Annotated in this window: 26 protein-coding genes; 10 read left to right on the plus strand and 16 right to left on the minus strand. The window is 44.6% G+C overall.

Going from position 1 to position 23,804, the window contains the following annotated elements:
• Positions 1 to 141 precede the first annotated feature (141 nt).
• A complete protein-coding gene (locus E7X57_RS02070; RefSeq protein ID WP_135610028.1) occupies positions 142 to 1,497 on the plus strand; it encodes an AAA family ATPase in 1,356 nt (451 codons plus the stop codon).
• Positions 1,472 to 2,323, plus strand: a complete 852-nt coding sequence (locus E7X57_RS02075) for a DUF4435 domain-containing protein (protein ID WP_167880857.1) — start codon at positions 1,472 to 1,474, stop codon at positions 2,321 to 2,323. Before E7X57_RS02070 ends, E7X57_RS02075 begins: the two co-directional genes overlap by 26 nt.
• An 11-nt stretch (positions 2,324 to 2,334) precedes the next feature.
• On the opposite strand, the gene E7X57_RS02080 is transcribed toward E7X57_RS02075, so the two are convergent.
• From E7X57_RS02080 to E7X57_RS02125, 10 genes are all read right to left on the minus strand, one after another.
• A complete protein-coding gene (locus E7X57_RS02080) occupies positions 2,335 to 3,309 on the minus strand; it encodes a DUF128 domain-containing protein (protein ID WP_135610032.1) in 975 nt (324 codons plus the stop codon).
• Positions 3,310 to 3,422: 113 nt separating this feature from the next.
• Complete coding sequence (locus tag E7X57_RS02085) at positions 3,423 to 5,102, minus strand: AarF/ABC1/UbiB kinase family protein (RefSeq protein WP_135610034.1); 1,680 nt, start codon at positions 5,100 to 5,102, stop codon at positions 3,423 to 3,425.
• A gap of 101 nt (positions 5,103 to 5,203) precedes the next feature.
• Positions 5,204 to 5,515, minus strand: coding sequence for a phasin family protein (locus E7X57_RS02090; protein WP_135610036.1), 312 nt, complete (start codon positions 5,513 to 5,515; stop codon positions 5,204 to 5,206).
• 113 nt (positions 5,516 to 5,628) lie between these two features.
• On the minus strand, positions 5,629 to 7,350 hold the full coding sequence (locus tag E7X57_RS02095) for an ATP-binding cassette domain-containing protein (protein ID WP_135610038.1): 1,722 nt from the start codon (positions 7,348 to 7,350) through the stop codon (positions 5,629 to 5,631).
• A gap of 27 nt (positions 7,351 to 7,377) precedes the next feature.
• Positions 7,378 to 8,121 (minus strand): geranylgeranylglyceryl/heptaprenylglyceryl phosphate synthase, encoded by a 744-nt coding sequence (locus tag E7X57_RS02100; RefSeq protein WP_135610040.1) that lies wholly within the window; start codon positions 8,119 to 8,121, stop codon positions 7,378 to 7,380.
• Positions 8,122 to 8,128: 7 nt separating this feature from the next.
• Positions 8,129 to 8,278, minus strand: coding sequence for a 50S ribosomal protein L40e (locus E7X57_RS02105; RefSeq protein ID WP_048195887.1), 150 nt, complete (start codon positions 8,276 to 8,278; stop codon positions 8,129 to 8,131).
• Between the two features lie 505 nt (positions 8,279 to 8,783).
• A complete protein-coding gene (gatB, locus tag E7X57_RS02110; RefSeq protein WP_135610042.1) occupies positions 8,784 to 10,205 on the minus strand; it encodes an Asp-tRNA(Asn)/Glu-tRNA(Gln) amidotransferase subunit GatB in 1,422 nt (473 codons plus the stop codon).
• Entirely contained in the window at positions 10,206 to 11,633 is a 1,428-nt protein-coding gene (gene gatA, locus E7X57_RS02115) for an Asp-tRNA(Asn)/Glu-tRNA(Gln) amidotransferase subunit GatA (protein ID WP_135610044.1), read from the minus strand.
• 9 nt (positions 11,634 to 11,642) lie between these two features.
• Positions 11,643 to 11,924, minus strand: a complete 282-nt coding sequence (gene gatC, locus E7X57_RS02120; RefSeq protein WP_135610046.1) for an Asp-tRNA(Asn)/Glu-tRNA(Gln) amidotransferase subunit GatC — start codon at positions 11,922 to 11,924, stop codon at positions 11,643 to 11,645.
• 267 nt (positions 11,925 to 12,191) lie between these two features.
• Positions 12,192 to 12,596 carry a pyridoxamine 5'-phosphate oxidase family protein gene (locus E7X57_RS02125; RefSeq protein ID WP_048195902.1) on the minus strand — a complete coding sequence of 135 codons (405 nt, stop codon included), beginning with the start codon at positions 12,594 to 12,596 and terminating at the stop codon, positions 12,192 to 12,194.
• 129 nt (positions 12,597 to 12,725) lie between these two features.
• Here E7X57_RS02125 and E7X57_RS02130 point away from each other — a divergent pair, with 129 nt between their 5' ends.
• The gene (locus E7X57_RS02130) at positions 12,726 to 13,487 is read left to right on the plus strand and encodes a winged helix-turn-helix domain-containing protein (protein ID WP_135610048.1); all 762 of its coding nucleotides are present in this window, start codon (positions 12,726 to 12,728) and stop codon (positions 13,485 to 13,487) included.
• A 681-nt stretch (positions 13,488 to 14,168) separates the two neighbouring features.
• Here the strand turns inward: E7X57_RS02130 and E7X57_RS12345 are convergent.
• The 3 genes from E7X57_RS12345 to E7X57_RS02140 form a co-directional block, all read right to left on the minus strand.
• Positions 14,169 to 14,312, minus strand: coding sequence for a hypothetical protein (locus tag E7X57_RS12345; RefSeq protein WP_167880858.1), 144 nt, complete (start codon positions 14,310 to 14,312; stop codon positions 14,169 to 14,171).
• A 54-nt stretch (positions 14,313 to 14,366) separates the two neighbouring features.
• Entirely contained in the window at positions 14,367 to 14,561 is a 195-nt protein-coding gene (locus tag E7X57_RS02135; RefSeq protein WP_135610050.1) for a hypothetical protein, read from the minus strand.
• A 225-nt stretch (positions 14,562 to 14,786) separates the two neighbouring features.
• Complete coding sequence (locus E7X57_RS02140; RefSeq protein WP_135610052.1) at positions 14,787 to 15,632, minus strand: DMT family transporter; 846 nt, start codon at positions 15,630 to 15,632, stop codon at positions 14,787 to 14,789.
• Between the two features lie 222 nt (positions 15,633 to 15,854).
• Here E7X57_RS02140 and hcp point away from each other — a divergent pair, with 222 nt between their 5' ends.
• The 5 genes from hcp (at position 15,855) to E7X57_RS02165 (ending at position 19,694) form a co-directional block, all read left to right on the plus strand.
• Positions 15,855 to 17,543 carry a hydroxylamine reductase gene (gene hcp, locus E7X57_RS02145; RefSeq protein ID WP_135610054.1) on the plus strand — a complete coding sequence of 563 codons (1,689 nt, stop codon included), beginning with the start codon at positions 15,855 to 15,857 and terminating at the stop codon, positions 17,541 to 17,543.
• Positions 17,544 to 17,656: 113 nt separating this feature from the next.
• Complete coding sequence (locus tag E7X57_RS02150) at positions 17,657 to 17,995, plus strand: hypothetical protein (RefSeq protein ID WP_135610056.1); 339 nt, start codon at positions 17,657 to 17,659, stop codon at positions 17,993 to 17,995.
• Positions 17,996 to 18,088: 93 nt separating this feature from the next.
• Positions 18,089 to 19,078: a radical SAM protein gene (locus E7X57_RS02155; RefSeq protein ID WP_135610058.1), complete on the plus strand. Its 990-nt coding sequence runs from the start codon at positions 18,089 to 18,091 to the stop codon at positions 19,076 to 19,078.
• A 24-nt stretch (positions 19,079 to 19,102) separates the two neighbouring features.
• A complete protein-coding gene (locus tag E7X57_RS02160; protein WP_135610061.1) occupies positions 19,103 to 19,432 on the plus strand; it encodes a hypothetical protein in 330 nt (109 codons plus the stop codon).
• 52 nt (positions 19,433 to 19,484) lie between these two features.
• A complete protein-coding gene (locus tag E7X57_RS02165; protein ID WP_135610063.1) occupies positions 19,485 to 19,694 on the plus strand; it encodes a hypothetical protein in 210 nt (69 codons plus the stop codon).
• 18 nt (positions 19,695 to 19,712) lie between these two features.
• Here the strand turns inward: E7X57_RS02165 and E7X57_RS02170 are convergent, their stop codons facing one another.
• Complete coding sequence (locus tag E7X57_RS02170; protein ID WP_135610065.1) at positions 19,713 to 20,732, minus strand: restriction endonuclease; 1,020 nt, start codon at positions 20,730 to 20,732, stop codon at positions 19,713 to 19,715.
• A complete protein-coding gene (locus tag E7X57_RS12350) occupies positions 20,729 to 20,893 on the minus strand; it encodes a hypothetical protein (protein ID WP_167880859.1) in 165 nt (54 codons plus the stop codon). The genes E7X57_RS02170 and E7X57_RS12350 overlap by 4 nt, the downstream gene beginning before the upstream one ends.
• Positions 20,894 to 21,115: 222 nt before the next feature.
• Here E7X57_RS12350 and trxA point away from each other — a divergent pair, with 222 nt between their 5' ends.
• Both trxA and E7X57_RS02180 read left to right on the plus strand, forming a co-directional pair.
• Positions 21,116 to 21,508: a thioredoxin gene (trxA, locus tag E7X57_RS02175; protein ID WP_135610067.1), complete on the plus strand. Its 393-nt coding sequence runs from the start codon at positions 21,116 to 21,118 to the stop codon at positions 21,506 to 21,508.
• 21 nt (positions 21,509 to 21,529) lie between these two features.
• Positions 21,530 to 22,966, plus strand: a complete 1,437-nt coding sequence (locus tag E7X57_RS02180; protein WP_135610069.1) for a methanogenesis marker 14 protein — start codon at positions 21,530 to 21,532, stop codon at positions 22,964 to 22,966.
• Between the two features lie 105 nt (positions 22,967 to 23,071).
• Here the strand turns inward: E7X57_RS02180 and E7X57_RS02185 are convergent, their stop codons facing one another.
• Positions 23,072 to 23,749: a DUF166 domain-containing protein gene (locus E7X57_RS02185; RefSeq protein WP_135610071.1), complete on the minus strand. Its 678-nt coding sequence runs from the start codon at positions 23,747 to 23,749 to the stop codon at positions 23,072 to 23,074.
• Positions 23,750 to 23,804 lie beyond the last annotated feature (55 nt).

The raw sequence follows: 23,804 nt of genomic DNA on the forward strand, positions 1-23,804 counted from the left end.
AAGACTCATAGGCATCCTGATCTGAAAATCCCATACCAGAAAAGGAAACTATATATGAGCAGGAACAAGATATATTATAATGGGCATAATTCGTGCGCCATTGATACAAGTTGACAAAAGGGGCTATTGCGGGGAGAGATCATGAAGATTAAGAGAATTGTAGTAAAGAACCTTTTTGGGACGTTCGACCATGATATCCCGCTGAACATCGATGAGCACATCACAATTCTTCATGGACCCAATGGCATAGGTAAGACCGTGCTGCTCCAGATGCTCAACTCCCTTTTCCGTTCTAACTACTTCGAACTCTATCGCATTCCTTTCAGCAAACTGACAGTTGAATTCAGCGACAGGAGCAAGCTTGTTGTGAAGAAAAAACTACACCTGGAGGAGAATATCCCTCATGTCCCGGAGGATAAAACCTATCGGGAACTGGGATTTGAATTATTGAGACCAGGTAAGAAAAAACAGCTCTACACTGTCAAACCGATCGACATAGAGGAAATGTTCTCATCTTTTAAAGTAGAGCACATGATACCTGAACTTGAAAGGATCGATGACAACACGTGGGTCCATTTCACGACACAGGAAAAACTAACATCCGAAGAAGTGATGAACCTCTTCAGCGACCGTTTGCCACAGAAAAGGAAAGACGAACCTGCCTGGCTTAAGAATGCACTGGATTCGATCAATATATGTTTCATTAAGACACAGCGCCTTTTGAGCATCTCGTACTCACAACCGGTAGAAACAGAGAGGAAAACCTCTGTAACCCCTTCAGTGATCAGTTATTCCGAAGAACTGGCAAACCTGATGCAGCATAAACTTGCAGAGTATGCAACCCTTTCACAATCCCTTGACCGGGCCTTCCCTGGCCGGATGCTAAAGAACGGGGAGCATCCTGAAATATCCATAGAGAAACTAAAAAAGGAATTAAAGGATCTGGATCAAAAACGCAAATGCCTTATTGACGCAGGATTCATTGATACTGAAGAAGGAATTGACGTTGATGAGCTAAAAGAGATCAATGAAAAGAACAAGAATTTCCTGCAGCTATACATCGAGGATGTCAAACAAAAGCTCAGCGTCTTTGATGAGCTTACCCAGAGAATAGACCTCCTTATTAAAATAATCAATTGCAGGTTCCTTTACAAGAAATTATCTGTAAACAAAAAAGACGGATTCATATTCACGACATCAGAGGATATGCGCCTTTCTCCCACCAAACTATCATCCGGAGAACAACAGGAACTTGTATTGTTCTATGAACTGTTGTTCCATGTTGATCCCGAATCCCTGATACTCATTGATGAACCTGAGATCTCACTGCATGTTCTCTGGCAGCAGCAATTCCTCAGGGACCTGCAAGCTATCACACAACTGGCAGGCTTCGATATTCTCATTGCTACACATTCGCCGCAGATCATACATGACCGCTGGGACCTCACCGTCGAACTTAGAGGACGTGACGATGAAGAAATACCTGACAGCCGATGATATAGCCAACAGCGCCAGAATGATGCGCACCCAGTATCGTGGGAGCATCATGATAATCGAAGGCAGCACTGACATGAGGCTTTACAAGCGTTTTGTAGATGACAAGAAATGCAGACTTATTCCTGCCAATGGTAAAGAGAACGCTATCAAGGTTGTCAAAATACTCGAAAGCTCTGATTTTAAAGGCATATTGACAATAGTTGATGCTGACTTCTGGCGCCTTGATGGCATCAATTTCAAAGACAGAAATATACTTGTCACCGATACACATGATCTTGAAACAATGCTCATAGCATCAGAAGCACTCGACAGGCTTCTGGGGGAGTTCGCAGCACCTTTCAAGCTGCAGAAAATGAGAACACCTGTGCGCGAATTACTTCTTGAGGCAGCAATGCCCATAGGACTTTTCAGATGGCTTTCCTCGTCTTCAAAGGACAAACTCTCACTCAGGTTCAAGGACATACATTTCGATAATTTCATGCAAAAGTTTCCATTATCGGTCAATATCAAACACCTGATAAGGGAAGTCAAGGATAATTCGAATGAACATTCCCTGAATGAAAAGACCATAAAGAGAAAAATGATCACTCTCCTTAAAGAAGAGCATGATCCCTGGCAGACATGCTCAGGTCATGACATCGTAGAAATACTGGCATTTGGCCTGCGCGAGGTTTTCGGAAATTCCGATTCCCGATATGCGACTGAAGGAATCATTGACAGAAGCTTAAGGCTTGCCTATGACATCACAATGTTCAGGGAAACCGAGCTTTATCATTCGATACAGGAATGGGAAGACCGGAATCCGTCTTTTGTAGTGCTCCAATAAAAATATTGAGATCAAATTTTCGACATGTCGCTGTAATCAAGCACCATCGAGACAGGAGATGTTGCAACAGGAATACCTGCTTCCTCAACTGCAGCTACCAGATTTACACCCACGGCCACCAGTATGCCGGCCATTCCTTCTTCTACAGGAGCACCCACCATATCATCTGAAGAGTCACCAATGCTCAATACCCCGCCTATACCTGAATCTTCCAGGTATTTTAGTACTTCTTTTGTCTTTTCAACTGCCGAGGAGGGTATATTTCGCATATTGGCAAGGATATTGCCATTGCCTGTGTCCAGTACTTCCAGAACAGATGTTTCATGGCGCATCATGAATATTTTGACAGGATCGATCGAGGTTCCCGAATAAGATATCATATCAAGGAACTGTGTCGGATCATTGTGCTCCATCTTTATGATGCCACCATAAGCAGGTTTGATAGGAATGCCACTTTTGAGAAGAAGACCATCGAATGTGATACTGCAAACGGTTGCTATGTTAACACATCCTGGCGGTACATATACCCGCGGATCCGAGTCCTCTTCGAATATCTTTATGTTAGGACTTATGCATATATCACCTGATGATGCGTATTTCATAACATCTATGGCATTATCAAAATCATCCTTGTCCACAGTGGAAAGGTTCACAATGACATTGCCTTTCTTTGCGAAAGGATCGTAGTCAGTCTTGTAAATAAGTTCCTCGATCCGCGTAATAACAAAATCAAGCCGATCCCCGATCAGGGCATCGTCCAGTTCCTTCCTTCCCGAAGCAGTTATGGTGCGTCCGTTGTAGCCGTGTTTTTCGGTAAATCCCCTTTCATCAAGGATCCTGAGATGATAACGAACAGCACGTTCACCCAGATTGTAACCGCGATTCTGCAACTCATCTGCAATATTCCTCGCACCTATGGGCTTATCGCTTTCGCTGATAACACGCATTATTTCAATGAGCTTACGTTCTATCTGGGGATCGGTCATCTGTCAGCACCTGATATGATCAAAAAATTAATGGTTTAATTTGGATAATACTGCCTATTCAAAATAAGCAACGTATGTACACCGGATATTAATTTATAATTTGCTATTGCCGGTTATATCTTTCCTGTTTTTAGTATATAAAGCATAAGCCATATTCCCATGAATGCAGCTATAACAAATCCCGCAACTCCAAAAAGAGGAACATCGCCAATATGAGGCTGCATCCCGGTCTGAATGATAAGAGAAGAGCCTAAGATGATAGAAGAGATAATTAAACTGAATGCTAAACGGTTGCTCGATGCATTTATCTCAGCAACTATACGGTCCATTCCATGATGTTCGAACTTTAAGTTCAGGTAGCCTTTCTCTGCCACTCCCAGTATATGCGAGATCTGCAACGGAGCCTTATGAAGCATCCGTGCCGTATACCACATGTCAGTGTAAAAAGTATCTGCAATATTGCGAGGCTTGAGGCGGTTATGCATGATGCCCCTGGCATATGGCTCAGCAACTACGGTCACATTGAAATCCGGCACCATCTGAAGAGCAAAGCCGCTTACCGTCATTACACCCTTAAAGAGCAATGCAATGTTTGGCGGGATCCGTATCTTGAACTTCCTGAGCATACTCATCATTTCTGCTATCATTAGAGGAGTGTTGAGCTGATCTAATGACCTGCCATAATATTTGTTCAAAACGTGTTCATAATCGATCTTAAAAGCATGCACATCAATTTCCGCGGGGACCATACCAAAGTCTTTCAATACTTCAAGATATTGGTTTACATCGCCTCTGGTGATAGCGATCAGTGCATCTATCAACAGGTTCCGTATCTCCTTGGAAATATGCCCGACCATACCAAAGTCAAGGAGAGCGATCCGTCCGTCCGTGAGGATAAGTACATTCCCGGAATGCATGTCAGCATGGAAGAAGCCGTCCTCGAATATCTGCTTCATGAATGCCTCGGTCCCATATTCTGCAATTTGGTTCCTGTCCAGACCAAGAGCATCGATCTCTTTGAAATTATCACTTTTGATCCCATCGATATAGTCAAGGGTCAGCACTTTCAGACCGCTGTACTCCCAATAAACACCTGGAATAACTATGTTCGGATCGTCCTTGAAATTGCACTTGAACCGTTCTATATTGCGAGCTTCCTGAGTGTAATCCATCTCAGCATATATGGACCTTTGAAGCTCCTCCACTACGGCTACAGGACTGTAGAGCTTTGCTTCCTCCAGATGCTCTTCCGCAAAACCAGCTATACTAAAGAGAATATCGAGATCAGAATCAATAACCTTTCTTATGCCAGGCCTCTGTACCTTCACAACAACGTCCTTTCCGCCGTGAAGCTTTGCGCGGTGTACCTGCCCGATGGATGCCGCAGCAATAGGTTCTTTGTCAAATGAAAGGAATAAGTTCTCGACCTTATCGCCCAACTCTTCTTCAATTACCCTTTCAACTTCTGAGCACTCAAATGGCGGTACATCGTTCTGGAGTTTGGCAAACTCTTCTGCATACTCTTTTGGGATAAGGTCCTGACGCATGCTCATGAGCTGGCCGAACTTAACGTAGGTGGGGCCAAGCTCTTCAAGTACCATACGTGCCCTTGCAGGACCTGTTCTGGGCTGGTTCCCTTTACCTAAGCGATCCTTGAACCTGGATCTTAGGGAACCAAGGGACCTGATACCCATCTGGTCCACAAAATACCCGAAACCATACTTGATGAGTGTATCAATGATTATCCCATAGCGTTTCACCATGGAATACCTGCGTGTTATACTGGAAACCATGAGACATTCTGACTGCCATTAAATGCTATATGGCAACCTATGTAACTAATAAAAAGTCGCTAAGGTGTGTACAAAAATAAATGGAAGGAACGATCAAGAGATCATTCTTCTTTGTTCTTTTCCTTTAGTAGCTCTTCCAGATCTTCGATCTTCTTGTGGAGTGCTTCCATTTCTTCCTTGGTAGCAAGATCGGATTTGCCAAAGACTTCCTGGACCTTTGAAGAGATCTTATCTTCCAGATCTTCCTGTTGCTGCTTTCGCTTTTCGATCATATCTTCTACGAACTTCTTGCCTTCCTCCTTGTTGAATTCACCATTCTCAACAAGTTCTTTCACATACTCATCGATCTTCTCTTCGGTAATAGCGTACATACCCAGACCAAAAAGTCCTAACTTCTTCATAGTGTCTATCATCAAAATTAAACCTCCCTTAATAGAAGTTAACTTTTTTAGGATATATACTTTATGAAAAATTGTTTCAAAAAAGAATAGCGGACCGGGGCTCATGAACCTTGGCCAATAGCAGTTCACTGGCCTGCGATCTCTTCGAGGGTATGCTCAAGGTATCTTGCATCACTCATCTCGATGAATTTCCGGCAGACATCCCTTGCATCGCCATCCATGATAATGGAGCCATTCTCGAAAAGAACAGCTCGGTGTGCCACTTCCTTAACGAAATCCATGTGATGGCTAACGAGTACTATAGTTGTGCCAAAGGTTGCATTGATCCTCTTCAGTGAATTTGTCACATCCCTCAGTGTCACGGGGTCAAGGTCACCAAATGGTTCATCCAGCATGAGGATCTCAGGGGATGTTGACAGTGCAAGCGCTATGTATGCCCTGACATGTTCGCCACCGCTAATCTGGTCGGGTTTCTTGTCAAGAATATCCAATGGAAGGTCCAGTGCCTCAAAAATGGGTATTGCATACTTATCCACATCAGTGCTCAATACAGATGGGAACAGCTGTGGATAGACCTCCATCGAAAGACGCATCTTGTTAAGCGCCTGTGCCCTCTCTTCCTCACCCATATCCGGAAGCTTGTAAATGATATCCAGCATCTCGTCGGAAATGTCCATTTCCTCTGCTTTCTTTCTCGCATGTTCAAGTGCGCCGTGCATCTTCATGCTTAACCTGAACCCAATCTGCTGACGTATGGTCGAGTGGGGGGACAGGGAGAACTCCTGATGCATTATACTGATCTTTCTCCACAGTTCCAGACGCTGTCTGGTAAAACTGGACATATCAACCCACTCACCTTCATGATGGAAGGTCACATAGCCCTCTTTCGGAATTGTCAGGCCTTCCATTATCTTCAAAAATGTGGTCTTGCCTGCTCCTGATGAACCGATGAAACTTATGATCTCCCCTTTGTTGATCTCAAGGGATTGGTTCTTGATGTTAAGGACCTCACCCACACGCATCAGGACCAGCCTCTTTGAGATATTGGTTGCCCTTATACAAGGGACCTTTTCCTTTATTTCTGTCAGGTCCACCCTTGGATTCAGGTCTTTGAGGAAGTTCTTTAGAACTACCCCGGGTTCACCATCTTCAACTACCTTAGCATCCTCGATATAGATGACACGGTCTGCAAGGTATGTATGGACTTCCGGAAGATGGGATACTACAATGATAGGTATGTTCAACCGGTCCTTAAGCTTGAGGATGACATCCATGATCTCCTGCTTGGTATCGGGACCGGTCATGGTAACAGGCTCGTCAAGAAGTAAAAGACGGGGTTGGGCTGCAAGCTGGCGGGCAACGATCAAACGCTGCTTTTCACCACCGCTCAGCAGGTTTGATGAATGAAGTGCTTTTTTTTCAAGACCCACAAGACGCATATATGCCATGGATCTCTCGTAAAGTTCGTCATAATGAGGAGCATCCGGCTCAGGAAGAGCATCATAACCAACATAATGACTATTCAGCCTTCGTATAATATTCTCGATCGCCGGACCGTTCCACAGACCGAAATTACGCTGAAGATGGATAGCTGTGCCCCTGCCAAGAAGCTTTGAACCATCAATACCGGAGTCACTGGTGATCAGCGATCCATCCAGCTCGATACTACCGCCATTAAAAGGCTCAACACCCCTTAATATCTTGAGAAGAGTAGTTTTTCCACTGCCGCTTTTGCCAGTGATACCGAGGATCTCGCCATCGGCCACTTCAAAACTGACACCATCCAGAACACGCAAATTGCCTGAACCTGTCTCATAATCTTTTACAATATCGGAAACCCTGAGCATAATTAAACCCCCAACAGTATCCACGTATTATTTCTTGATAGCTGATACAAGTTCTTCGATCTTATTCCTGACATCATCAGTCTCTTCGACTATCGTACCTGTCACGATCATATCAGCACCGGCGTCTGCACAGATCTTTGCAGTCTTGCCATCACGGATACCACCGCCGACAATTAACTTATTGTCTCCGAGAACGTGTTTTACCGCACCGATGGTGGCAGGAGTTACCGGCTGGTCTGCGCCTGAACCGGCTTCAAGATAAGTGTAATGCATTCCCATGTATTTTCCCGCAAGGGAATATGCTACTGCAAGCTCCGGTTTGTTGCGGGGGATAAGTTTTGCATCGCCTACCCAGCCAACAGTACCTCCAGGCTCAGTTATAATATAAGCCATGGAAATAGGTTCGATCCCGTACTTGTAAACAAGTGGAGCACCCATTGCCTGATTCGTTGTGACATAATTGATGTCACGTGAATTTAATAGGCTCATAAAAAGAACGGCGTCGGCATAAATGCTTAAGCCGCCAGCATTTCCCGGGAAAAGAATAGTAGGAACATCGGTTTGTTCCTTTATCTTTAATAAGGTCTGATCTAATGCCAGACCACCGGCTCCAGTGGAACCACCGATCATGATAGCATCTGTGCCCCCATCTACTGCAGCTTTTGCAATATCTGCAGCAACTTCGGGGGTCTGGGATGCCGGATCGATAAGGGTTAAGTGAACTGTACCTTCGCGTTCTGCGATCCCATTGAGGTACTCTTCCACTTTCATATATAGATCAGCTATTCCTAGCTTCCTTGGATTTTACACGCAGGTTACTGTAACCGCATTTTCTGCACCTTGTTGCTCTGATAGCATTTCGTGCACTGCATTTCATACAGATCTTTTTATTAAGGATCCTTTCCTCTGCTTCTGGAAATCTTGCCATGTTCTCACCTGATTGATTAATAGTATAATAATATGTTATTTGAAACTGATAGTCATTAGTAATACAGGCTGGCTACATGCATTTCAAAACATATAACTGTTTTGGGATAAAGACAAACACGTTTACAAAAAAGTGAGAAGCGGACAAAGCAAAAATAAAGCCAGAGCTAATCGGAAATAAATTGTAAAAAAGTAATTTGAAGGCAGTGATCAGGGATCAATTTGTCGACTTTACTGGACGACATCTCATTGGGCGACCCTTCCCCCGATATCCTCCCCATCTCAGGTCGACCTAAAGGATTTACAAAGGCCATACAAACCTTGAAAGGTCATGGGCTTTTATACCCAATGGCGCTCTACCTTCTGACTCACTGCCACACCGTACCATTTATGATACGGTAATAGAGAATATGTTTTAAAACTACTAGAGGATTTTGATATACAATCTGGTAACAAAAAGAAAAATAAGAAAGCTAATAAAAAACGAAAGGACAAGGTCGATGACCTTAGTCCTTAAGAGCAGCAATAAGCAACTCACGGGCCTGACGTGCATCTGCCCGGCCTTTTGTTTTCTTCATTACCTGACCTACAAGGAAATTGAGGGATTTCTCAGTCCCACCAAGATAATCCTGAACAGCTTCCTCATTCTCCGCAATGGTCTCGGAGACTGCCTGTGTCACAATATCCCCTTCGACCTTCAGGAGACCTTTCTCCTTTACGATATCCATAGGACTTCCACCGACATCAAGGATCGTCCTGATAACATCGACAGCACTCTGTTCAGTGATCCTTTCTTCCACCACAAGGCCGATGATCTCAATTATGTCCTCGGTAGCAAAGGATGTGATAGGCAAGTCCCTGTAATTCAGCTCACCCCTTAGCACATCGGAAACCCAGGTCCCTGCTGCACGAGGATCGACCTTTGAGGCAACTATCTCAAAGAAGTCCGCCACGCGAATGTCCGAGGTCAGTGCCTTTGCATGCATCTCCGTGATGCCGTACTGTGAGATGAAACGCTCACGTTTCGTATCAGGCAGTTCCGGCAATGTTTCCTGAATAGCCGGGCCCCAGTCGGACACCCTCATCGGTACAAGATCAGGCTCAGGGAAGTAGCGATAGTCATGTTCCTCTTCTTTTGTACGCATGGAGATGGTAACGCCCCTTGCCTCATCGAAGTGACGTGTCTCCAATACCACCTTGCCGCCCCTTCTTAAAAGGTTCTTCTGACGCATGATCTCAAAGAGAATAGCACGTTCTGCACCTTTGTGGGAGGAGATGTTCTTGACCTCTACCCTCTGGCCTCCCATGATGGACACATTGGAGTCCACCCTCATGGAACCTTCAAGGCTGCCGTCGAACACATCAAGATATTCGAGGATATTTCTCAACTTGTCAAGGTACCTGCGGGCCTCTTTCGGGCTTCTCATATCAGGCTCGGAAACGATCTCGATAAGAGACATTCCGGAACGGTTGTAATCAATAAGTGTCCCCTTGGACTTCTCAATGGTTCCCATGTGCATCAGACGACCAGGGTCCTCTTCCATGTGCGCACGTGTGATCCTTACCACATGCTCCCCATCTTCGCCTTCAATGACGACCTTCCCACCACCAACGATAGGGAAATCATACTGGGTGGTCTGGAAACCTTTTGGAAGATCAGGATAGTAATAGTTCTTCCTGTGGAACTGTGTCTGCTCCACAATTTCACAATTGAGAGCCAGGCCAATCTTCATAGCAGCTTCCACTGACTTCTTGTTGATAACAGGCAGTGCACCCGGAAGACCCAGGCAGACCGGACAGACGTGAGAGTTAGGTTCTGCATCGTGGTATTTTGTAGAACAGCCGCAGAACATCTTGGTGTTGAGCTTGTTCAGCTGGACGTGAACCTCCAGGCCGATCATGACACCATCGGGATTATCGTATACCATTTAGACCACCTCTGCAGGACGTGCTTTATTATGATCGGTATTTTGCTCGAATGCATATGCTGAACGAATGATGGTCGCTTCATCGAACTGTTTTCCTATGATCTGTAATCCCACAGGCATGCCATCGGAAAGTCCGCATGGAATTGATATGCATGGAACCCCTGCAAGATTCATTGGAACAGTGTTCACATCGGTCAGATACAGGGACAATGGGTCCTCGATCTTCTCACCGATCTTAAATGCAGGCATTGGCATTGTCGGGCCCATCAGGACATCCACATTGGATAATGCATTTTCAAAGTCCTGCTTGACGAGAGTGCGCACTTTCAGTGCCTTAAGATAGTACTTGTCCTGGTATCCGGCAGAGAGAGCATATGTTCCGAGCAGGATCCTGCGCTGAACTTCTTTTCCGAAATATTCTGCGCGCGTCCTTGATGCCATTACATGCCAGTTCTCACCATCGTTCCTTGGACCGTAGCGCGTACCATCGAACCTCGCAAGGTTGGATGATGCCTCGCTCATGGCTATAGTATAGTAAGCTGCAAGAGCGTATTTCGTGTTAGGCATGGAAACCTTCTCCCATGTTGCACCCATTTCCTCGTACTTACTGATAGCATCCCAGACAGCCTTCTCAACCCCACTGTCCACACCTTCACCGAAGTACTCATCAGGAACGCCGATCTTCAGATCTTTGACATCATCAACAAGTGCATCGCGATAGCTGATCTCCCTGTTAATGGAAGTACTGTCACGCGGATCGTATCCGCCTATGACATCCATTACAGTAGCAATGTCCCCGACACATGTTGCCATCGGACCTATCTGCTCAAGGGAGTTAGCATAGGAAATAAGACCGTAACGTGAGACAGCCCCGTATGTTGGCTTAAGTCCCACAACACCGCAGAATGCGGCCGGACAGCGAACTGAACCACCTGTGTCAGAACCAAGTGAGATCGGAGCCTCGCCTGCTGCCACAACAGCAGCACTGCCACCGGATGAACCTCCCGGCACTCTCTCAAGGTCCCATGGGTTCATTGTGACACCATAACAGCTTGATTCTGTGGATGTGCCCATTGCAAACTCATCCATGTTGGTCTTACCAAGTATGACAGCACCTTCTGCTTTCAAGCGCTCGATGACATGTGCGTCATAAGGTGGCACATAGCCTTCCAGTATCTTTGAGCTGCAGGTTGTTGCAAGCCCTTTTGTAGAGATGTTATCCTTGATAGCAATAGGTACACCGGCAAGCAGCCCGTTGCCCTCACCCTTATCGGCATCCTTTGCCATCTCAAGTGCACCGTCATAGGTACACGTGTAACCATTTATCCTGCTCTTTCCGATCGTTTCAAGATATGCAGCTGTAACCTCTTCTGCAGAACTTTCGGAAATCTTCTTCTTCACATCTGATATGCTCAACCATTCAGCCATCTTTTCACCTCAAATGATCCTCGGTGCCTTAATGTAACCATCTTTCTCGGCTGCAGTGTTCGCAAGCACATCCTTCTGGTCAAGTGATGGAGTGACAACATCTTCCCTGAAAACGTTCATGATGTCTGCCACATGATAAGTAGGCTCGACACCCTCAGTGTCCACCTCATCCAGCTGACCGAAATAATCCAATACAGAACTTAACTTCACAGCGTAGTCCTCGGCATCCGCAGCATCGATCTCGATGCGGGCAAGCCATCCTACGTGTTCTACCTCGTCTTTAGTGATCATTATAGGTTCCTCAGATAATTGGGATAATAACATAGTGTATTCTAATATGACTGATAGAAATCAAGTACTTAATATTAATATGTTGGGTTGTGTGACTGAACAATAATAGTAACTTGTAAAGGGACAAGTTAGCCACATATCCTCAGCTGTCAAAAAAATGTCGAAAAAAGCAGGTTGAAAAAGGAATTAGCTCCACAAAGGTCTGTCTTTGATATTTAAGGAGATGACAATATCCTTTGTGGAAAATGAGAGAATAAATAACTGGCTTTAAAGCAGCTTTTCTCCTGCATTAGGACCAGGTGAGCAGTCATAAACATCTGTAATCTTCATGACAAGAAGACTTTTTGCCGGGGCCTGTGCCATTTTGGAATGAACGATCTCCTGCATCTTCTCAAACTCAGGACCACTTGTCTTTAACTCGACATCCCCTTTTATCTGGAAAGAGCCTTTTGTCTTTGGTCCCCAGATATAAATTGAGACCTTTGGATTCTCCATTACATTTGAAAGTGATTTTTTCATGAAGTTATCTGCGATCCATATAGTGCTGTCATCGACCAGGGAGACAAATCCGATCGGAACAACGTTTGGAACTCCCTCTTTAGAAGCAGTAGCAACAGGAAATACCTGTATTGTGCTGATTGCTTCTTTCATATCTTCTGTAAGTGTTACCATGTTAATCACCACAGGTACTTAATACATGCATGTTAATATAGCAAACTGTCATAAAACTATACTAACGGTTATCCCGGTACATATTTCTAACCAGACACAGAACCAAATCGACATGGAGATCATGATATTATGAGCGAACTAAAATTGATATCAGAAGAGATTTCACTGCTTCATGAGGAAATTGCAGGCCTTCGACTGGAGCTGAACCGATTCAGGGCCGACGTTTCAGGCAACCAGACCAATTCATTGTTCAATGAGTTCAGGAGCCAATGTGCTGTTGAGATGATCAGCGGTTCTTTAGAGAATGCCTATGAGCTTATAGGGAACGAAGCTAAAGAATGCCCTATGCAGACTAAATGTATACCGCATTTAGTTAATTTTTTTGAGGGTCTGGTAGACCATACCAGAAATGGACAGGTATCTGAAGACAATATCAAGCAAATGCGCATCGATTTTGATAAAATAAAAGAGCTTGCACCATTCGATCACTGCTCCAACTGTATTCAGAAGGCTGAAAGATACTTCGACCAGCAGGTAGGAATGTTGCAGACAATAGGAGTATACCGGAATGAAAGCAACATACAGTTACAGGTCCGGGACATTCATGAAGAGCAGCTCGCCAGCCTGATAGGAGATCCATTGAGCAGCGCGGTACGTGTTCGTATCTTAAAGGCATTGTACGATGAAGGGAGGTCGTTCACCGAACTTTCAAAGCTCACAGAACTTCGTGGAGGAAATCTTCTATTCCACCTGGAAAAACTGCAGAGCAAAGGAATGATCGGGCAGCGCGGCGAAAGAGGAGAGTACCGGATCAGTGTGCAGGGCTATGAGGCACTTAATTCCATGACTGAGCTTGTGGGAAAATTAGGTGTGAACTATAGCAAAATATGATGTAATTTTCCATATACTAACTAGAGAATTTTAGAGGCAGGGCAGATACAACAGGAAGAGGATGAAAAAGAACAGAATTAAATGATCATGTACTATTTTCAGCAAATATCCTATTAATGATCAGATGAAAACCTACTTTTTTAAAAGATATCCAGAACATTTACATCCTGCAAAATCGACCCCAAGAAACATAATTTAGACATGTATAAGTTAAATATAGATATAAATATGGGCATAAATATACATTATGAATATAATTATTTCTTTTTTATTGCGGGTCATATATAAATACCATTATAACCAATTTATAATTGGGAATAAAAGAAGGTGGTATAAATGAGACGAAGTTCAAACTTCAGGTTGGAACTCTCAAGCTCAGCATGGGGAACGATCTCAATGGATTTCGTGGAAATTGATGAAGATCCCGAAAAGCCTCCCTAACAGATTCGTTCTTCTGAAATGGTCAGCCTGATAACCAGGTTTGCCTAAAGCTTTACTCTTTTTTCGAGTTCGTCCTCAGATTTTCACTCCATACTATTTTAAATTGCCAAAGCTGGCACTATTCAACATTTAATATCTAACAAAAGCAAAAGGATCTAGCAAAAAACAACAGATATATCCATTCAGGGGAGTTCCTGAATGGATGGTTTCACAGGATGAATTTTAAAAAATAATGGAGGTTCAGGAATCATCCTGTTTGTTCATATCCAGTGTTAACAGTTTACTGCTATCGATCCTGCCATCAGCACTAATACTGATGGAAAATGCAATTGCAGAGGAATCCTCCGCATTTGGCTGTACATAGAGTAAAGTTGTATCTTCCATTTTTATACCTCATTTATTCCAAAGTTTATCTTTTAAGCTTCCCATCCTGAAATATCAGTTCGGTCGGTTATACCCATGTCCGGAATATATCCGATAAAGACGCCTTCGTTTGATAGTTCCATCATCATTCACTATCGAAGAGAAAACAACAGCAGAGTCATTCCCCTTCTGTGGTTTGAATAAAACCACGTTGCTCAAAAGATATTGATACTTATACGCATCTACCAGATTTTCAGGTGTATCTGCCATATTCTTAGTCCCCAAATATTACACATTATATTTTTTAAGTCAGACCGATGCATGCCAGCAAATGGAAATCGTTAGTTGAGAAAACCCAACCGAATCCCACCTGCAACCCCCATACATTGACCTTGCTACTATGTTGTCATTATGAGTATAAATAGTATTGTTTTTGGATAAAATATGTAATCTTTAAAGATGAAATAGTCATTTAGACATTGAAAGCTTTAACATTCACAAAGAGATCAATGCAATCGCTGCCAAAGCAAGCACGATTCCTATCCACTGCATTGAAGACAGATGCTCTTTCAGAAGTATCCATGCGAGCAACACAGTGCTTCCGGGATACAGAGATGCGATAATGGTTGCAATATCAAGCCTCCCTGCCTGCGAAGCCAGTGCAAAGAAAAGGTTCCCACCAGTGTCGAACAATCCTGCAAGTATTATTATTGGAAGAACATCCTTTGAAGGCACAGTTGCTGACCTTCTCAGCAAAGCAAAGCCCAGGATCACCGCGATTGCAGAGACCTTTGCGACCGTAAGGGGCCAGAATACTGCTGATTCACTAAAAAGATCCACCGATATGAAAAAAATGCCGAATCCAACTCCCGCCAGTAACGGATAAACAAGATCCTGTTTTTTGATCTTACTTTTTTCACCAGTACTGCTGATCAACCACATGGCGGCAATAGCCATCACAAAACCTGCTATCTGATGCCCTGCAGGCAAGCCTTCATTGAAAGCCCCGTAGACCACAGGCAGAGCAACGGTAACCACAGCAGAAATCGGTGCCACAACGCCCATCTTGCCTATGGAAAGCGCATGATAGAGTGCAAGAAGACCCAAACTTCCTGCAACGCCTGCAACAAATCCCCAGAACATACCATTAATTGGAGGGAATTCTTCTGAGAAATACAATGCAAGAAACGGCAAAAGAACAAGACCTACTGCCTGTGTTATTATAACGACTGAAAAGACACTGGCACGCTTTGTCGCAAAACCACCACCAAAATCCGCAGCACCCCAGGTCGCAGCTGCTGCAAGACTGAAAAGGACGACAAGGACCTCAGGAGATATCATATGGTTTGCTCCGAAACAAAAAATAGGATCATTTTCGGGTAAATTTGTTCATTTCTATAAATAGGTTCTCACAAGGATGAAAACATCGCTTCATGAAAACTCGTTTTGGTACCAGGTATCCAACAAGAAACCGGGGCTATATATACAAGTATCTTTAATGTACTTAATATCCTAAAGATACCATATTTACAATAACTACACCAAAAAGGAGAGAACAAAAAAATGTATTGCTATCAATGTGAAGAAACAGTAGGTGGACAGGCATGTACCACAGCAGGAGCATGTGGAAAGAAACCTGAAGTTGCAGACCTCCAGGACCAACTGACCTACATCCTCAAAGGTATTGCATACTACAATGCAAAGGCACGTGAGAACGGCATCACCGATGAGAAAGTAGACAAATTCATCATGAACGGGCTTTTCTCAACTGTCACTAACACGAACTTCAGCGCAAAGGACTTCCAGAGATACATCAGAGAAGGACTCGAGATCAGAGATGCTGTCAAGCGCAATCTTGTTACAAGGAACATCGACCTCGGAGAAGCTAAGGGCCTTTCATTTGGTGACAAGGTCAAAGCCACACTCGGCATGTCCGATCCGGAGACCAGATTCGAGATCCCAGGTGCTGCCATCGTCACACCTGAAGCTCTAAAGACCACGAACACAGGCATCCTTGCAACCCAGAACGAAGATATCAGGTCACTACGGGAACTACTCACCTACGGACTTAGAGGTCTTGCAGCCTATGCACACCATGCAAACGTCCTTGGATACAGCGATGACAAGATATTTGCATTCACGGAAAAGGCACTTGCTGCAACCCTTGACGATACCCTTTCAGTTGACCAACTTGTCGGACTTGTCCTCGAATGTGGAGAATATGGTGTAAAGGTCATGGCATTGCTGGACGAGGCAAACACAACCACCTACGGCAATCCTGAACCTACCGAGGTCTACCTTGGGGTCAAAGACAATCCGGGTATTCTGATCAGTGGACATGATCTTAAGGACATGGAACAGCTGCTCAAGCAGACCCAGGGAACAGGCGTTGATGTCTACACCCATGGCGAGATGCTGCCTGCAAACTACTACCCGGCATTCAAAAAATATGATAACTTCGTCGGAAACTATGGCGGTTCATGGTGGGCACAGAAGAGCGAGTTTGAAAAGTTCAACGGCCCCATACTGATGACGACGAACTGTATCATTCCCCCAAAGGAAAGCTACATTGACAGGATCTATACCACAAGCATTGTCGGTTTTGATGGCGTAAAGCACATCGATGCAGACGAGAACGGTGCAAAGGATTTCTCTGCCCTGATCGAGCAGGCAAAGAAATGCAAGTCTCCGGTACAACTGGAAGATGGCACTCTCATTGGAGGATTTGCCCACAGTGCAGCCCTCTCCGTCGCAGACAAGATCGTAGAAGCTGTAAAGGGCGGAAAGATCACACGCTTCGTGGTCATGGCCGGTTGTGACGGAAGGCACAAGGAAAGGGACTACTACACCAAATTTGCAGAAGCTCTTCCTGAAAGCGCGGTCATCCTGACAGCAGGTTGTGCAAAATACCGCTACAACAAGCTTGACCTTGGGGACATCGATGGAATTCCAAGAGTACTCGACGCAGGACAGTGTAATGACTCATACTCCCTTGTTGTCATCGCACAGAAGCTTGCCGAAGCTTTCGGACTTGAGGACATCAATGAACTGCCAGTCTCATACAACATCGCATGGTATGAACAAAAAGCAGTCCTTGTATTGCTTGCACTGCTGTACCTTGGTGTCAAGAACATAACACTTGGTCCAACACTGCCGGCATTCGTCTCTCCGAATGTCCTCAACGTCCTTGTTGAGAACTTCAACATCGCACCAAATACAACCGTCGACGAAGATCTGGAAAGGCTGCTCTAAGCCTTTCCACCTTTATTTTCATCCACCCTTCCTTCATTATTCCTTTTTTTATTTCGCACACTTCATTAAAAGTTTCACTAATTTTTTTATACTAACATCAACCACCTTATTATGTGAGAAATATGCTGGATTTTAACAATTACAACAAAACATGGATCACAATACTTCTCATTACAGCTGTGCTGTCTACATTACTGGGATCTGCAATGGTGATAATAGATCAGAACTACTATAATGGCTTACAATATCTGGCAACAGCACTAGCGTTCTTTGCAACAGCATACTTTATAAAGATAGGAAAAATCGAATTTAATCGTGTTTCACCCAACCGGCGCACTCAATTCATGGCAGGTTTTGTAATTACCGTTATTGCCCTGGGACTCAAAGGGCTTTTCTGGGCGGTAGGAATTGCCGTATTCATAATAAGTATATATAACATCTACAAAAAGTGAAATGCTTCAATTGGCGATAACTTTCGAAAAACTGATATAGCGCGATGGCATAGCCAGCGAAGCATATAAAACAAAAGAACATGGCGATCAACGATGAAACCAGAAACAAAAGCCGAGCTTATAGCCGTGGGCAGCCTTGATATAGAGCCATCCCTGCTGGGGAAGATCACAGTTCCGACCGCAGGACCGGGGGCAGGTAAGACAGCATTTTTCTTCCGCTCCGGTGACCAGAGGGTCAGGCTTGCCCTTAACCAGGACTCACCTCTCAAAGCAGTTGAAGAAGGGGATGAGATCGTCATAATGAGAGATGGCAGGGAGATCGTAAGAGGACAGATCGAGGAAGAGCTTATCCATTGTCCTGAGCAGGCCTACATAAACATGACAGAGAAATGTATCTTCGACTGCAAGTTCTGTCCTGTTCCAAAGCTCAACGGCAAGGTCAAGACCATTGAAGAGGTTCTGGAGCTCATAGAAGAAGCAAATGCCACCGGCAAGATGAAGGCCATATCCATCACATCCGGTGTGGATGAATCAGTGGAGAAGGAATTTGAAAGGGCCATGGAGGTCATCAATGCTGTGAAGAAGTATGGCGTCCCCATCGGTGTTGCAGTTTACCCGACCGCTGATTCCAACAGGCGCATGAAAGATGCAGGCGTTGACGAGATCAAGTACAACGTTGAAACAATGGACAGGGAGCTCTACGAGAAGGTCTGTGCCGGGCAGGATATGGAAGAGATATTGAAGGCTCTCAAGGAAGCCGTAGATATTTTCGGCAGGAACAAGGTGTGTTCCAATTTCATCATCGGCCTTGGTGAAACGGACGAAGCTGTTGAAAAAGGTATCCGGGAACTGGCATCCCTGGGAGTGGTACCTATTCTCCGACCTGCAAGCAAGCATCCGTTGCGTGAAGGAGAGGTTTTCATTGAAAGACCTTCAAAAGAAAGGATCCTTAAGCTTACAAGATTGCTTCGCAGGATCCTGGACGAGAACGGACTCCGTGCAGATGTGTTCAGGACCATGTGCCTTCCATGTACCGGATGTGACATGAATCCCCACACTGACCTTTGTGAAGATGAAGACTGAAATGACAAAATTTGTGAAAAACAAATGTCTGAAACAGGAACATATGCCGTATTCGAAGCCTCTATCGAGGTGACAAATGAGGACTTCGAATTTGCAACTCCTCCAATGTCAAAAGAGTTCATTATTCGCACTTTTGAGAAATACGCCCTGAGGCATATTGTTCTTTTTGGGGAAGATATGTTCTATGTCTCACAGCAGGATATGGAGCCTTTCCATCCGCTTTATGTTAAAAGCTCATATCCGGAAGATATTGAGCTTATATTCGATTTCATGACCATCGAAAGGATACATAAGATCGAATATATCGGTGGCGTCCTGAAACGAAGTCATATAGAAGAACATCCGGATATTTGACCATGGATAACAATAAAATAGGAGCTAATAGAATAAAGGGTGGCGAAGAAATATGATTGAAAAACTTTACAGATCCCCAATTGCCTACATTGTGCTGGGAGGCATGTTGATCAGTGCTTTCCTTTTCTACAGCATGTTGAAGTTTGCGGATGAAGGAAATGCGGTCATGGTCATCCTGATAGGAATTTCCATTGGTATCGTCGCAATTTTCATCACAAAGGCCGTAGCCTACCAGAAACATGGCGGCCTAATACCAAAATAATACTTTACATATCTTGGATCAGGCTGAACGCACAGCCTCATCTATCTCATTTTTCCATCCCTTTGCATCGGCTACTTCAAATACATGTTTTTTCACAGCCTCACGAACCTCTGAAATAATGAGCTTACGCCTGCTGAACATACCTGAGCCCTCGACTTCCGACCCAACAATATCCTTCAACTTAATTTCCAGAGCATCTCCCCCCGGGAGTGTAATGGTAGCAAACCTGCGGTTTGTCAGGATGACGAAATTATTTTTTGCCTGCTCCAGCCGGAGAAGTGACTCACCCCTCATGTAATCGGTCTTTAACTGCTCAAGCACGTTTAACACCTTCACTATGTCCTTTGGCTGGATCCGGATCACTTCGAACTTCTTTTTACCCACTACGAGAAGGATCTCCTTTCTTACATGTGAAAACCCAACAATGTCCCTGACCTCTATTCGACGTGATATCTCCGGCTTTTTTGAGAACATTCCACCTGAATTCTGTTCAAAATAAATGTTCTTGTTCGTAATGACCAGTGTAAGTCGCACGTTCCCAATGATCGCAGGCTCCCTTGTATGAACAGATTCACCGGTCTTAAGGACAGCACCGCCTGATGTGGTAGTGTTCTTTTCAATTCCATCTGAAATGCTCTTAGCTGCATCACTGCAATAATGATTGAGCATCGAAACCAGTAACTGACCCTCAATAAGTTTTACATTGTGTTCTGTGGCTTCCCTGTATGCATCTTCAGTAAAAGTAGAAGTCGTAACTATTATGACACCATCGACTTTTTCCCTGTAGCGCAGGCTGCTATATTCTCTGACCTCTTTTACACCTACCGGATTCAGGTAACGTTTCACCTGGACAAGCCAGCGATGTGAAAGACCAAAATGCTCAAGCTGTATCTCTACATCCACCCCGCCATCCTTTGATCGTGAAGTTACATTTGCCTTGTATCCCATTTTCCTGAAAAGAAAAGCTACAAGGTTCTCAAGATCGTAAGGGTCTGTTTCAAGAAGCTGATCCAGGGACCAGTTCGTAATACCACTCATTTATCGACCGTATATGTAAGACCACATTCCGGGCAGGAATATGTAATAGTTGTGACTTCATTGACCTTCTTTTCAGTACTTGCCATCCATGTACCACAGGTTACGCATTTCTGGTCAAAGAGTGACCGGTCCATCTGTTTTTTCTCACCCTTGTCTTTCATGAAAACACCATATCTGATATTTGAATAAAGATTGTAAAAAGGCTATTCAGAACACAACTCTGGGTTGTGTGTGTTTTGCGAATAACCATACAAAACTTTAAATCATTTCACAACATTAATCTGCAAACGCATAAAAGTACATGGTAGATTATAATACCATATCAAATATTAATGTTATTATAAAATTTAGAACTGTTCTCACAGGCAGATCAGGTGAGCACAATGGATGATTTAGAAAAGATCAGACAACAACGATTGGAACATATCAAAAATAACCTTGAAACAAGGTCATTCCCGGACAGCCCCATACATGCCACGGATGTGAACTTTGATGAACTTATAGCAAAATATCCAATTGTCGTTATCGATTGCTGGGCAGAATGGTGCGGGCCGTGCCGAAAACTGGTACCCGTCATTGATGCCCTCGCAAGAGAGATGCAAGGCAAGATCGTTTTCGGGAAACTGAACACTGATGAGAACCAGACGACCGCAAGAAAGTTCAATATCACAGCCATCCCCACACTTCTGGCATTCAAAGATGGAAAACCGGCCGGACAGATAGTGGGTGCACTCCAGAAAGAACAGCTTGTTGAAAGATTGAACAAATTTATCTGATAATTACCGGAAGATGATATAATGTCTCATAAACCAAGATTCGCAGCAAATCCAGGAGTCAGGCTGCTTGACCTTAAATCAAGTTCAAAGCCTTTCTTCATCGTAGCTTCCGTGGAGGTGGGGAACACCACCACCAAATGTATTCTGACAGCCACCAATATGGATGAAGGAAAGACATACCACGTTACCAAAACAGTCAAAATGACAAGGGATGTCAGACCACCAAAAGCCAATGAGACCGTTTTCGGAAAGACACTGAACGGAGTGGAACTCACCCGTGAATCTGTCTCAGAACTTGTCAGTGAAACATTACTGGAAGCTGTGAAAAGTGCTCACCTTGATATCGAAACAGACATCAGCTTCGTTGTGCGCTCAACAGGAGTTGTTGCCGGATTCGATGCACCCGAGGAAGTAGGAGAGTTCATCAAAGCCCTTGCAGATGGCTGCTTGATCGCAGGCGTACCACCAAAGCACATGACACCCCCTATGAGTGTGGATAACCTCCCGGAAAAGTTCCAGAAACACAGTAAGCTGGACAAAGTGTTCTTCGACGGAGCTGTTGCCAGTGTGCTACCACCTACCGGTGCCACCGGTGTTGAGATCGTTGCCAATGAGATGGAGGGGGAACTCGCTACCGCAGGTATCAAGGAAGGTGCCAAATGGGTGGATGTGGACTTCCGCAACCCATGTATGTCCATGGACTTTGGAACGACCCTTGATGGCAGGATAATCAGTCCTGACAAACCCTATGCAAAGACCATCGGTAACTTCTGCGGATATGCAGGAGCAATACCCGACGCGATGATAAAAGGCACGGAAACGGTAGATAGCAGGCTTGGCACTGCCCTGGACGTCTTTAATGATATCCATACAGACAAGCTTACAATGCTGCTTAAGGGCAAGAACATCAAGGAATACGCAAAGAAGGTACTCGATTACATCATCATAGAAAAAGTACCGGAAAGCCGGAATAGATATGGCAGTGTACCGGTAAACCCTAAAGCTGCAAAAGATATCGGAGTTGTGCTTATAGGATGCGATGTTGGTGACAACGGTTCCGACATGGACAAACTGTCATTGTTAGGCAGTGAGATCTACAGCAAATACGGCCTTAAAGTGCTTTTTGCAGTGATAGATGAGGTCATGGCACAGGTCATCTACCGGCTGGTCAAGGTCGCAAAGGAAGAAGGACTCGTGTATCCTGAGACGAGCATTGGAATTACCGGACGTGCCGGCATCAGTGGCGAGAAGGCAAAACTTACATTGAAGTATCTGGACGAACTCAGGCTTCACGATAAGATCGAAGAGAACGTTGTCTTCGTAGATGACGGTCTTGCAAGAGGAGCTGCGGTCATGGCCAGATGCATGAACTCACTGGGAACAACTTTCAACCCGCTTGGCGGCCACCGTGGCGGAAAATGCATCCTTGGACAGCGCATCAAACTTCAGAACAAATGATATGAAGGGCAGGGGAACGATCCTGCCAGTCTTTATTTCTATTTTTTTAGTTTTATTTTTGGCTTTACTTTCAGGTATCTGTTTCAACCTCTGCTTTTTCATCCTTCAATCTTTAGCTGAAGCCAGTTTCCGTTTTATGGCAGCATCTATCGCTTGCTTGTGCATCTCCGAAGATTCATGTATACCCCCCATGTTCCCCCTGACCGCCCGGCAGGGATACTGAGAAACGATAAGACCTGCCTTTGGACCGGCTTCTTCTATAGGAGTGCCTACCAGAGCCTCTGCCATATGCCAGGTACTGCCACACGGGGCCCCTCGTATCACATTCACTTTTGCGATCTTTCCATCCTTTACTTCAACATCGAGTATCGGATTTCCAAAGAAGCAGGTGAAATCATCGGTAGCAGGGTCAGAGGCTACATTGCAGCAGATCTCATCGACCTCTATGAAAATGCCATACTCTTTTGATATAGCTTCCAGTTCCTTAACAGGTGCCTTTGAAGCACCCCCTGGGACTATCAGGGCACGCACACCGGCCTTGCCTGCCATGCGGGCTATCTGGGGCGTAATATCAGGATGAAGGGAATAAGTGATTATGATGTCAGCATCGAATACCTTCGTATCAAAGTCCAGCCCGGCAAAGAACTCCTCGGGCTCATCTATGAAATCCGGAAGATAAGCGGGAAGCTCTGCCACAATCACTTCCATATCTGTCTTCGAGCGCACGGTATCGACAAGCCTTGACCCATATTTTCCGCGCAGTATAACTCCTATTTTTGTCATTTTCACTACCTGTTGTGATATTATTGAAATAGCGGTATATTAATATTGTTTACTG

The sequence above is a fragment of the Methanococcoides sp. AM1 genome (genome assembly GCF_900774055.1).
Taxonomy (GTDB): domain Archaea; phylum Halobacteriota; class Methanosarcinia; order Methanosarcinales; family Methanosarcinaceae; genus Methanococcoides.